Genomic DNA, 12,176 nt, shown 5'->3' with positions numbered 1-12,176 from the left:
GGATTCCCTGGCGCGGCAAAACGTGATTCATCATGGGGGCTGGTAATGGAGGCCAGCCCGCATGGCCAAACCGCTCTCGCCGGATCTTCGTCTTCGCATTATTCGGGGGCCGTGGAAGTTGAGGGGATGAGCTGTCGAGGCGCGGCCGGCCGGTTCGGCGTGGCGCCATCGACAGCAATCGAACTGGTCAGCGAGTGGCGAAGCAAAGGCTCCTGTGAGGCGGGAGCGCAGGGCGGCGACCGGCGTTCGGCTCGGATTGAGGGGCATGCTGCGGAGATCCTCGCCCTGGTCGAAGTAACGCCCGACATGACACTGGCCGAACTCGCCGACCATCTGTTCAAAGCGCGTGGGGAGCGCTTCGTGCCGAGCGTGCTCTGGCGGTTCTTCGATCGTTTCAAAAAAAACATCGCACGCCAGCGAGCAGGATCGGCCGGACGTGGCCGCCGAACGCGCCGCGTGGAAGGCATCTCAGCCTGAGATCGACATCCACCGGCTGGTGTTCATCGACGAGACGGGAGCCTCCACCAAAATGGCGCGGCGCTATGGTCGTTCGCCTTATGGCCAGCGCTGTGTCGCAGCGATCCCACATGGTCATTGGAAGACGACGACCTTCGTCGGCGCGCTCAGGGCGACCGGCATGACTGCGCCGATGGTCCTCGACGGTCCCATGGATGGCTTGGCGTTCGAGGCTTACGTGACCCAAGTTCTCGTGCCGACGCTCGAGCCGGGCGAGATCGTGGTGATGGGCAATCTCGCAGCACACAAGCGGGCCGAGGTCGGCCTCGCAATTGAGGCGGCCGGAGCCTGGCTCCTCTATCTGCCGCCTAATTCGCCCGACCTCAATCCGATCGAAATGGCCTTCGCCAAGCTCAAAGCCGCCCTTCGAAAGGCCGCCGCCAGATCAATTGAGGCTTTGGACGACGCAATCGCCCACGCCCTGGCCGCCTTCACCGACCAGGAATGTCTGAACTTCTTTGTCGCAGCCGGCTATGATCGTGTCTGATCAGAATCTGCTGTAGCATTTGATCTATGCGCGGGGTGTGGGGTTGAACCATGCGAGGGCAAGGCTGATCTCCGATGATGTGGGACGATCAGGCCACCCGAATCGCTGAAATCACATCAAACAAACCTGCTTTCCAATAGCCCTCTTGCTCGAGCGATGAGATGATCTTCTTTGATTGCTGCTGCCAAGGGCGAACTGCGACTCGGTGGACAACTGCATTATCCTCTTCAAGCAGTCGGTCAATTTGCTGCGACGTAGAATCGAGCAACTCAGCGCAGTATTGGCCGGCCGTCAACGCGGCATCTTCCAGTGCAGCTTGGAAGGATGGCACCAGCATCTGATAGCGTAGAAGGTTCATAGCGAATGAGAGATCCAATGACCGGTAGTTTAGCAATGTCACGTGCCGTGCGATGCGCGTAAACGAAGCAGTCGCATCTCCTGGACGCTGTGACTGGCCTGCTATCCGGCCGGTTGCTTGTTCATTAAGTTCGAGTGCGAGTAGGGCATGAATGTTCATGTCGCGCCGCTCGACGGGCTCCCAGTGACCGCATAGCGCCGTGCGCTAAGCAACGTCATTGCCGATGACCTCCTCGTTTGCGTCGCCGCCGACCTTTACCGGGTGGGGCGCATTTGCGCCGGGGATGGTCTTGTTGCTGGAGCGTCGGGACGGGTGCAGAAATTCGACGGATTTGGCGCAAATGAGACGCTTATCATCGGCTTAGGCCTGGGAATAGCTGCAAACTGCAGCCCACCTCAATATCGTATGAGATGCGATGCTTGGATGCTTGGCGAGCCGCGGGAAATAAGTGTTCGTTCCTGTAGCGGTAAGATTCCGTCATTGCCGAGCCTACCGATGTCATCCAACAACTAGACGCGGGACGAAACGCGAGCCCAATTTTCAGAGAGGAGGCGGAAAATGAAAATTTCTCGGCGTGATATTGTTGTGGCGGGTTTGGCCGCCGGAGCGGGTGTATCGATGCCTTCGGTTCTGAGGGCGCAGCCAGCGTCACTTGGGCGTACAGTGCGCATGGTAATGAGCGGCGACCTCCGCATCTTCGATCCGGTCTTTACGACCGCCACGATTACCGGCTGCCATGGCCTGGCGATCTACGACACATTGTTCGGCTTGGATTCCAGTTTTCGGCCGCAGCCACAGATGGTAGAGAAGTGGGGCGTTTCCGAAGACAAAAAGACCTATATCTTCGAGCTGCGAGATGGTCTCCGCTGGCACGATGGGGGGGCTGTCACTGCAGGAGACTGTGTGGCCTCGATCCGCCGTTGGGCCCAGGTGGCTGTCGGCGGCCAGTTGATCATGGATCGAGCTAGCGATATCTCTAAGAAGGACGACAAAACCTTCACGATTGCACTCAAGAAGCCGTTGATGGATCTTTTGGCGCTTCTTGCTGCGCCGCGTCTAATCGTTATGCGCGAGAAAGACGCGAATCGTCCGGCATCGGAGCAGGTGACCGCGAATATCGGATCGGGGCCATTTAAGTTCAATGAAGCCCTCGCGAGGGCAGGGGCCACCTTCACCTATGACCGCAACGAAAACTACGTGCCGCGCAAGGAGGAGCCCGACGGATTCGCGGGTGGGAAGGTTGTCAAGGTAGATCGCGTGATCTGGAATAATATCGCCGATCAGCAGACGGCTTTTGCAGCTTTGCAAGCGGGTGAAGTTGATTTTCTCGAAGCTCCGCCTCTCGACCTGCGCCCGCAAATCGAGCGTGATGCCAATCTGGAACTTCAAGTTCTGGACAAAGGGGGGTGGGACTATTACCTCCGCCTAAACTTCCTGCAGCCGCCATTCGACAATGTAAAGGCGCGCCAAGCGCTGCTTCACTTGATTGATCAGGAAGCGTTCTTGAGCATCATGGGTCCTGACCAGAGATACAATCACGTTGTCACCTCGATCTTTGGAAACGGTACGCCCTATACTAACGACGAAAACACTGGATGGTTTAAGAAGGGCGGCGATCCGGAAAAGGCCAGGGAGCTTTTCAGGGAGGCTGGATACTCTGGCGAGAAGGTTGTCATTCTCGCCGCGTCAAACCAGGCTTCGAATAACAATGCCGCGCAGCTATTAGCTTTCCAACTGCGCAAGATCGGAGTCAATGCCGAGCTTGCACCGAGCGACTGGGGCGGGGTTGTGGCGCGCCGAGCAAACAAGGGACCTGTTGAGAATGGCGGTTGGAACATTTTCATCTCAGCTAATGGCGATTTTAACCAAGGGGATCCGCTGGGAACGATTTGGTTTGCTGCCAATGGTGACAAGGCTTGGTTTGGCTGGCCCAAGAGTGACGAGTATGAGGCTCTCCGGCTCAAATGGGCAGATGTCGAGTCGCTCGAGGAGCGCAAAGCGTTGGCCCGTGAGTTGCAACGCGCGTGGTGGAATTTTGTTGGTGCCGTTCTGTTAGGTCAAATCACCTCGCCAATAGCGCGTCGCAAGTCTCTTACTGGTCTCATTGGTGTACCGGAGCTCGTTCCAATGTGGAACATGAAAAAGGTCTGATGAGCTAATGGGTGCTTATGTCCTTGGTAAGATAGTCTCGACCATCGCCGTGATGGCAATGGTTGGGATTTTCGTCTTCCTGCTTCTCAGGCTGTCGCCTGGCGACCCAGCAGGTATTATCGCTGGCGACGCGGCAACGCCGCAAATGATCGCTGCCATCCGCGAAAAGCTAGGCCTCAACGAGCCACTGCCAGTCCAGTTCGTACACTGGGTAATGGGCATGCTCGGCGGCGACTTCGGAATATCAATCTTTTCTGGGCTTCCGGTTCTTCAACTCATCTCGCAGCGGCTGGAGCCGACATTCTCTCTTACGATCTCAACGATGATAGTTTCGGTCACGTTCGGAATCTCTTTTGGGATGCTTGCCGCATGGAAAGGGAGCGGACTCATCGATCGCGTCCTTTCAGCTTTTGCTGCAATCGGTTTTTCTGTCCCGGTGTTTGTTAGCGGCTATTTTCTCATTTATGGCCTCGCAGTCGGCATGCGCTGGCTGCCAGTCCAAGGTTACGCACCCATTGACCAAGGTTTTGTGCTCTGGTTTGTGCACCTGATCCTGCCTACCATGGCCTTGAGCCTTTTCTATATCGCTTTTATTGCTCGGATCACTCGAGCAAGCCTGCTCGAGGTCTTATCGGAAGACTATATGCGAACGGCAGCTGCCAAGGGCGCCTCGTCGTACGCTCTACTTTTCCACCACGCTTTAAAGAATGCGGGGGTCCCCATCCTGACCGTAATCGGCTTATGTTTCGCTTATCTCATCTCTGGGGTCGTCATAACCGAAACAGTATTCAACATCCCTGGTGTCGGTCGTTTGACGGTCGATGCGATTAACAATCGCGACTATCCCATTATTCAAGGCGTGCTGATCCTCGCTTCCGGCGTGTACGTCTTTATCAACCTCGCCGTCGATCTCGCGTACACCCTGATCGATCCGCGCATCCGGTACTAATATGACGCTCCTTTCCGCGCCAGTTGAAGCCGCTCCTATCGGCCGACTGCAACTATCTGCTCTTCCGCGTCTGGCGAGGCGGCATCCCCTGATTTTGATAGGGGGCGGCCTCCTGGCTCTGTTCGTTATACTGGCGCTCACAGCGCCACTATATGCCGGCGATCCGCTGAGGATCGATCCGTTCAGACGCCTGCAGCCGCCGTCTTCCGCGATGTGGCTCGGCACCGACAATCTGGGCCGCGATGTGTTTGCGCGTACGGTCTTCGGCGCCCGTACCTCCCTCTCGGTGGGACTGATGTCGACTGGCAGCTCGCTTTTTGTCGCCGTGTTAGTCGGTGTCATGGCAGGCTACAATCGTGCCGTCGATAGTCTCGCAATGCGAATAATGGATTGCCTCATGGCAATCCCGACAGTTCTGCTCGCCGTCGCCCTTGTTTCTCTGACGGGATCCGGAATTGGTATCCTCATCCTCGCCATCACCATTACACATACGTCGGGTACTGCAAGGCTTGTTCGTTCGGTAGTTCTGAGCGTCCGGGAACAACCGTACGTCGAGGCTGCGCTCTGTGGCGGCGCGCGTCTGCCAAAAGTCCTTTGGCGACACATACTGCCCAGCACGATTCCGCCTCTTATTGTTCAGAGTGCCAATCTCTGCGCCAGCGCAATTCTGACCGAGGCCGGGCTGAGTTTTCTGGGCGTAGGAGTGCCGCCCGAGATTCCTAGCTGGGGCAATATGATCTCGAGTTCTCGCTTGTACTTGGCTATCGCCCCATGGCCGCTCTTTGCTCCCGGCATCTGCCTAGCGATCACGGTCCTTGCCGTAAACCTGCTCGGGGATGGCTTGCGCAGCGCGTTCGATCCTCGCTCCAGGCGGAGGCGCTGATATGTCGATGCACCAAGCCGAGGGGAACGACGTACTTCTTGATGTGCGAGACCTGGAAACACACTTCTATGGCGAGGAGAGCGTCACTCGCGCCGTCGGGGGCGTCAGTTTCCAAGTGAGGCGCGGCGAAACGCTAGGCGTCGTCGGCGAATCCGGATGCGGCAAGAGTGTAACGGCTCTCTCTATTCTTCGTCTGCTGCCGAAGTCTGCCAAGACTGTCGGAGGCGAAATCAATTTTCACGGACGCGACCTCTTGAAACTCTCCGAACGGGAAATGAGAAATATACGTGGCGATAGGGTCGCCATGATTTTCCAAGAACCCATGACTAGCCTAAACCCCGTTCATACGGTTGGCCGCCAGATAGCTGAAGCGGTGCGAATTCACACGAATGCCAGTAGGTTAGACGCGATAGAAAAGTCACAAGAGATGCTTCGTCTTGTCCGCATTGCAGACCCCGAGCGTCGTGCGAACAATTATCCCCATGAGATGTCAGGCGGCATGCGCCAGCGCGCAATGATTGCCATGGCCCTCGCGTGTTCACCGGAACTATTGATCGCGGACGAACCAACGACTGCGCTTGACGTAACGATCCAGGCGCAGATCCTCCGGCTGATCATCGATCTGAAAGAGCGCACAGGAACGGCCGTAATGTTCATCACGCATGATCTGGGCGTTGTAGCCGAGACGTGCCAGCGCGTTATCATCATGTATGCTGGCAGAATTGTCGAGCAAGCTAGCGTGTTCGATCTTTTCGCGCGCCCCATGCACCCCTACACCCAAGGCCTTATGCGCTCTCTGCCCGATCCGCAGCACAGCCGTCGGCGTCGTCTCCCTGAAATACCCGGTATTGTGCCAAGCCTGAGCGATCCTATTGTGGGGTGCAGCTTCGCGCCTCGGTGCCCGTTCGCGACAGGCATTTGCCGCGAAAAGACACCCGCCATTCGCGATGTTGGGCCGGACCACCTTGCTGCATGCTGGCGTGCCGAAGAGGTAGTAGGCGCATGACAGCTCTGCTGAAGGTCGAGCATCTGACCAAGCACTATAGATTGGGCATGGGCTTTCTGAAAAAGACCGGCCCGGTGGTGCGGGCAGTTGAAGATGTATCCTTTTCCGTTGTTGCGGGCGAGACGCTCTGTATCGTCGGCGAATCCGGCTGCGGCAAGTCTACAATCGCACGTCTTCTGATGCGGATCGTAGAGCCGACAGGGGGCCGCGTGATGATCGACGGGACCGATATTTCCGGTCTCAGCACGCACGCGCTTCGCGCGTGGCGTCGTCGAATACAGATGGTTTTTCAGGACCCGTACTCGTCCCTGAACCCGCGCCTTACAACCGAACAGATCATTACCGAGCCAGCCGAGAACTTTGAGCGGTTTAGCCGGAAACAGCGCCGAGCGCTTGCCGCGGACCTTCTCAGGAAGGTCGGAATGGCGCCCGAGATGATGTACAGGTTTCCATCCGAACTGTCGGGCGGCCAGCGGCAGCGGCTCGGGATCGCGCGGGCGCTGGCCCTCCAGCCGTCGCTCATCGTTGCTGACGAGGCGGTCTCAGCACTTGACGTCTCAGTGCGGGCACAGATCTTGAATCTCCTTCAGGATATTCAGCAGCAACTAGGCATCGCTTACGTCTTTATCTCGCATGACCTAACTGTCGTCGAGCATATCGGTCATCGTGTTGCGGTCATGTATCTGGGGCGGATCGTCGAGCTCGCAAATTCCGAGGTGCTCTTCAGCAAGCCCGTCCACCCTTACACCGAGGCGCTGGTCGCATCGGCTCCAGTGCCGGACCCGACGCGAGCTCGGCTGAAGCCGCCTGTCGAGGGCGAGGTGCCAAGCCCTATCGATCCGCCGGCAGGGTGCGCTTTTCATCCGCGCTGCCCGATTGCGGTCGAACGTTGTCGCTTGGAAGTGCCGCCTCTGGTGCCAATGGCAGACGGCCGCGTCGTGGCTTGTCATGTGCGTGCTCCCGCCGCGGGACTCTGCGCTCAGGCGCCTACCCAGCCCAACTCTGTACTCATCGTCAAGGCGCCGACACAAAACGTTTCTTGAGGTATTCCAATGAGACTGCGCCCTGGCGCTCGCGCTGCGATAGTCTGCCGTAGTATTACCGTGCCCGTCGGGTTCCACCCAGCTCGGAATGCGAGCTTTTCTTCGAGTTTCTTCACCAGATGGTTTCCCGGCTTCCTTGCAGTTGACGCCTTCATCTCCTCCGAGTGAATGAGGTCCTTGGATGCGTCCCGTCTCCGATCGGGAACGCCTTTGGCCTTTCGAACGGAGATTCCATCTTGGTTCCCGCACAGTCTCGTTTTCACAAATCAGCCTTCTGAGGAACTATGAATAGACACGCAGACGGGGACCCGGTGCAGCACGATAGCCGCTACGATACGGCTGGTTCGATCGCAACCAACGTGGCAGATGGCTTCACGATGGTCGCGGTGGGCGACCTGATTGTCAGTAGGCCACTTACGAGGGGGCACGATCAGGGCATCGGCGCAATCGTCGAGATAATTCGTGATGCCGATGTGGGATTCGGCAACATGGAGACAAATATCTTCGACATCCGATCGTTTAAGGGCAGTCCGCAGGCCGAATACGGCGGTGCTTATCACGTGAGCGTTCCGGAGCTCGGGCCTGATTTAAAGGCGATGGGTTTCAATCTCTTGAGTTGCGCGAACAATCATACGTTTGATTGGGGACTGGAAGGCATGCGCGAGACCTGTCGCGCGCTGGATCAAAACGGGATTGTTCATGCAGGCGTGGGCGACACTCTAGCGCAAGCCGGTGCCCCTCGATTTCTGGAGACCCAGCGCGGTCGCGTCGCCCTGGTATCCTTCGCCACGACGTTTACCCCTATGTCGCGTGCGTGCGATCCCGCGGGCGCCGCGCCAGGCCGACCGGGGTTAAACGGTCTACGTTTGAGCCGAAGCGTTTTGGTTCCGGCGCAGATGCTTCAGAGCTTAACACGGATCTGCAACGCCCTGCCCAATTCGGCGCCAGCCGCGGACGATAAGCACGTCGTCATCGCCGGAGTGAGATTCAAAGCGGCTGAGCAAGCCGGTTACAGCTACAAAGTCAACGCGCGTGACGTTACCGCGATTGTGCGAAACGTTCGACAGGGCAAGCAGTTCGCCGACTTCTGTATTGCTACGAACCATGGTCACGAACCTGGAAATTGGAGTCAAGAGCCGCCGGACTATGAACAATCGTTTGCCCGTCGGCTTATTGATGCTGGGGCGGACGCGTATATAGGGCATGGGCCACACCAACTGCGAGGCATCGAGATCTACAAGGGGCGGCCCATACTGTACAGCCTCGGGAACTTCATCATGGACGACCTCCGGACCCCTGTTGGTGCTGACATGTTCGAGGCCTACGGCAACAATCCGCAGTTAGACACGGATGCCGAGGTTACCCTCAACGAGATGTCGACAGGGTATCAGACGGATCCGGGTTTCTCGGACCCGGTGTTCTACCAGAGCATCATCACCGTTAGCCAATTCGAACAGAACCAGCTTAAAGAACTCCGGCTATATCCGATTGAGCTCGGTCACTCGAAGAGATTTGCCAACCGGGGCGTGCCCTGCTTGGCTCCTGCGTCGCAAGGAAGAGTCATCCTGGAACGTCTACAAAAGCTTTCCCAACCATTTGCGACCCAAATCGAAATTAATAACAATGTTGGGATTATCCGACTACAGTCCGGCTCCCAATAATATCGTCTGCGGCGCTCGCGCGAAAACCGGTACAACAGGTGAAAGTTGAAGCGAAGTGCAACTCACGTGCGTGCGCAGCCCAGCATCGATCACCCTTCGGCGCTCTGACCTAAACATTCACTGCTCCCGCTATCAGCGTCAAAAAAAGAGCACCGACATCGGCAGCGATGCTGCTGTTGTGCCCGCATGTAGACACGCCATTTCTGTCGCGCTGATTTGCGGCGCTAATCAAGAAAGTTCGCTCGATGTATGCGCATCAGATCGTTTTTCTTGGTTTTTCGTCCCCGCGAGATTGTACCTTTATGGTCTGTGAACATCGGATCGAACCGGCTGAGCAAGGGAACAACATTAATGAGTGCAGGCAACAACCGCCTTCTCTCGAATGAGCGCGACGCAGTCATCGACCTCCGCCATTCTATGCATCGCGAACCCGAGCTCTCCAATGACGAATGGAAAACGCAGCAGCGCATCCGCAAAATATTGGAGAATTTCGGCCTTGACGGCGCAAGGACCTTCCACAGGACGGGGCTATATATTGATGTCGTCGGTACCGCCTCCGGCCCACGGAGGGCGATCGCGGTACGGGGCGACATCGATGCGCTGCCAATCAAGGAGATACGTGACGATCTGGCTTATCGCTCGCAGGTAGACGGTGTTATGCATGCCTGCGGTCACGACATGCACAGCTCGATCGCACTCGGGACTGCCCTGACCTTTCACCGGCTGCGCGACAGTTTCGCTGGAAAGGTGCGTATAATTTTTCAGCCAGCCGAGGAGGCCGAGCCGCTCGGTGGGCGGACGGTGCTGGAAGAAAAGCTGCTGGACGGCTTCGATTGCGCCGTCGGCTTCCACGTTAGTCCCGGGATTCCCTCTGGCATGTTTGCCGCCCGAGAGGGCGCGGTCACCCAATCAGCCGACCAATTCAAGCTAACCATCAACGGCAAAATGGCTCATGCCGCGTCACCGCATAGCGGCATTGACGCGATCGCAATAGCCGGTGCGTTCGTCAATGAAGTGCAGAAGGTGGTATCGCGCGAGATGCCAGTTGATGACAGAGCGATCGTGACGATCGGCACAATACGAGGCGGGACCGCGACTAACATAATCTGCCCCTCAGTCGTCATGGAGGGTACGATCCGCACCTGCAGCGCGGAACGGAGAGCGTTACTGTCCCAGCGTGTTCGCGAGGTCGCCGAGGGCGCAGCTGCTATGCACCGGGGCGAGGCCGAGTTCATCCTCCATACAGGCGAGCCGGCCGTCATCAACGATGGTGAATTGGTGAGCCGCTTTCGCCAGGTTGTTCATGATACTGTCGGTCGCGACGCTTTTTTCGCTCATCAGAAGCAGGCGGGAGGCAGCGACGATTTCGGCTTCTACGCAGCAAGCGTGCCCTCGATCTATTTCTATTTCGGCAGCCGCGCACCTGGCAATAAGTCGTCTGTGCATACTCCAACATTCGGCGCCTCGGATGAGCTGCTCGTTCCGACGGCGGAACTCATCGTCAGGTATATCCTTGATCTACTGAGTTATTGAAGGTCAGTCGGCCCCGCAGCGATTCTTTGCGCCGGTTAGGTTCGCCGACGCGACCCTGACCGCAAACAGTTAAAAAGAACCCCAAGCGCCTGCGCTTAGGAACGATAAAACGGAGGGTGAGAATGGAGATGCTTGAAATCGAGGGGCAAGTCTACCTCAACGGCCGCGCGTCCGATCCAAATGAGCTTGGTTGGATGCGTGGCGCGCCCCCACCTGCCGATAAGCGCATTACCTTCGAAAGCGACGCGTTCCTCGATTTCCCGCAGATCAGGTGGTCGCTGTCGCACATGCGCGAACTTATGGCCACAGTGAACGTGTGGCGCGGGCGTGGTGCACCCTTCCGCCTTGAACACTTTGATAGGATTGGCGAGATCGATGCGCTGACCTTCACGGACACCAATGGTCGCTCGCGGCGCTTCGATGAGGCCCTGTTCGACACTTTTGTCGACGGAATCATTGTGCTGCATCGCGGACGCATCGTGTACGAGCGCTACTTCGGCGCGCTTGAGCCGCACTTACAGCATGCATGCCATTCAGTAACGAAGTCGTACTCGGGTACACTCACCGCAGCCCTGGTTCAAGATGGCGTACTGGACGAGACAAAATTCGTTCCATATTATTTGCCAGAGCTAAAGGGCACAGCATGGGAGGATGCGACGCTGCGCCAGGTCATGGATATGCAGACTGGCTTGGCCTACACTGAAGAGTACGCTGATGAGCGCTCCGATGTTCGAGCTCTGTACCGGGCCTGCGGCAGACGACCTCGACCGCTCGACTACGACGGGCCGCAGACTCTGTGCGACTACTTGCGGACCGTACGCAAGAGCGGCTCTCATGGTGAGACATTTGCCTACAAGACTGTGAACACGGAGGTTCTGGCTTGGGTCATGGCGCGAGTGACCGGCTGTTCATTTGCGCAGCTGCTGCACGAACTCCTCTGGGCACCCCTTGGATGCGAAGAAGATGCTTATCTCAGCGTCGATTCGGCGGGTACGCAGATGGGGGGGGGTGGATTGTGTGCGACGTTACGCGATCTAGCTCGCTTCGGTGAGTTGATGCGGTGCGAAGGCGAATGGAATGGAAGGCAACTCATCCCAGCCGCCGTGGTGCACGACTTACGGAAGCACGGCGACCCTGCCAAATTTCCCTACGCCGGTTTGATGGCCGGCTACTCGTATCGAACTCAATGGTGGATATCTAACAATGAGCTGGATGCCTTTGAAGCCCGTGGTATCCATGGCCAGCGCCTCTATGTGGCGCCGAATGCGGAAATGGTGGTCGCGCGGTTCGCGTCGCACCCGGTCGCGTCCTCCGCCGCTAGTGAGCCGATTACGATTCCGCAAATGCTGGCCTTGGGGCGGACGCTTCGCCTCTAGCCAGTATACGATGGATTTCGGGACCTTGTGAGCTGCACTCGTGCGTCACGCCAGAACAGCGGTGAGGGCCATGAGTCAAGGTTTAACTTCAGCCGGCGCGGTCAGCTATCGAGTCGTTCGTGAACAAGGCTCTAAGCGATTGAGCAGGAGTCAGTTTTCCGGTTGCGGCGGCATTTGAGATTGCAGGGATTGGGGGCTTGAGGCCCCCAAACC

Annotated in this window: 9 protein-coding genes and 1 pseudogene; 9 read left to right on the top strand and 1 reads right to left on the bottom strand. The window is 57.5% G+C overall.

Annotated elements, in window-relative coordinates; all coding sequences use genetic code 11:
- Positions 1–61: 61 nt before the first annotated feature.
- A pseudogene (locus ABIB91_RS39545) lies at positions 62–1,003 on the top strand (IS630 family transposase).
- 88 nt (positions 1,004–1,091) lie between these two features.
- Here the strand turns inward: ABIB91_RS39545 and ABIB91_RS39540 are convergent.
- Positions 1,092–1,520: a hypothetical protein gene (locus tag ABIB91_RS39540; RefSeq protein ID WP_354172411.1), complete on the bottom strand. Its 429-nt coding sequence runs from the start codon at positions 1,518–1,520 to the stop codon at positions 1,092–1,094.
- 399 nt (positions 1,521–1,919) lie between these two features.
- Here ABIB91_RS39540 and ABIB91_RS39535 point away from each other — a divergent pair, with 399 nt between their 5' ends.
- From ABIB91_RS39535 to ABIB91_RS39500, 8 genes are all read left to right on the top strand, one after another.
- On the top strand, positions 1,920–3,512 hold the full coding sequence (locus ABIB91_RS39535; protein WP_354172409.1) for an ABC transporter substrate-binding protein: 1,593 nt from the start codon (positions 1,920–1,922) through the stop codon (positions 3,510–3,512).
- A 7-nt stretch (positions 3,513–3,519) separates the two neighbouring features.
- Positions 3,520–4,461, top strand: coding sequence for an ABC transporter permease (locus tag ABIB91_RS39530; protein WP_354172407.1), 942 nt, complete (start codon positions 3,520–3,522; stop codon positions 4,459–4,461).
- 1 nt (position 4,462) lies between these two features.
- On the top strand, positions 4,463–5,344 hold the full coding sequence (locus tag ABIB91_RS39525) for an ABC transporter permease (protein ID WP_354172405.1): 882 nt from the start codon (positions 4,463–4,465) through the stop codon (positions 5,342–5,344).
- Between the two features lies 1 nt (position 5,345).
- Positions 5,346–6,350 (top strand): ABC transporter ATP-binding protein, encoded by a 1,005-nt coding sequence (locus ABIB91_RS39520; protein WP_354172403.1) that lies wholly within the window; start codon positions 5,346–5,348, stop codon positions 6,348–6,350.
- The gene (locus ABIB91_RS39515; protein ID WP_354172401.1) at positions 6,347–7,393 is read left to right on the top strand and encodes an ABC transporter ATP-binding protein; all 1,047 of its coding nucleotides are present in this window, start codon (positions 6,347–6,349) and stop codon (positions 7,391–7,393) included. The genes ABIB91_RS39520 and ABIB91_RS39515 overlap by 4 nt, the downstream gene beginning before the upstream one ends.
- Positions 7,394–7,677: 284 nt before the next feature.
- Positions 7,678–9,054: a CapA family protein gene (locus ABIB91_RS39510; RefSeq protein ID WP_354172399.1), complete on the top strand. Its 1,377-nt coding sequence runs from the start codon at positions 7,678–7,680 to the stop codon at positions 9,052–9,054.
- Positions 9,055–9,405: 351 nt separating this feature from the next.
- Positions 9,406–10,587, top strand: a complete 1,182-nt coding sequence (locus ABIB91_RS39505; protein ID WP_354172397.1) for a M20 metallopeptidase family protein — start codon at positions 9,406–9,408, stop codon at positions 10,585–10,587.
- Positions 10,588–10,709: 122 nt separating this feature from the next.
- Positions 10,710–11,963, top strand: a complete 1,254-nt coding sequence (locus tag ABIB91_RS39500; protein ID WP_354172395.1) for a serine hydrolase domain-containing protein — start codon at positions 10,710–10,712, stop codon at positions 11,961–11,963.
- Positions 11,964–12,176: the final 213 nt, after the last annotated feature.

This window comes from Bradyrhizobium sp. JR4.3 (assembly GCF_040547695.1).
GTDB classification, from domain to species: Bacteria; Pseudomonadota; Alphaproteobacteria; order Rhizobiales; family Xanthobacteraceae; genus Bradyrhizobium; species Bradyrhizobium canariense.
The sequence above is the reverse complement of the archived record's forward strand: the minus strand, read 5'-3'. Positions and strand labels throughout refer to the sequence as shown.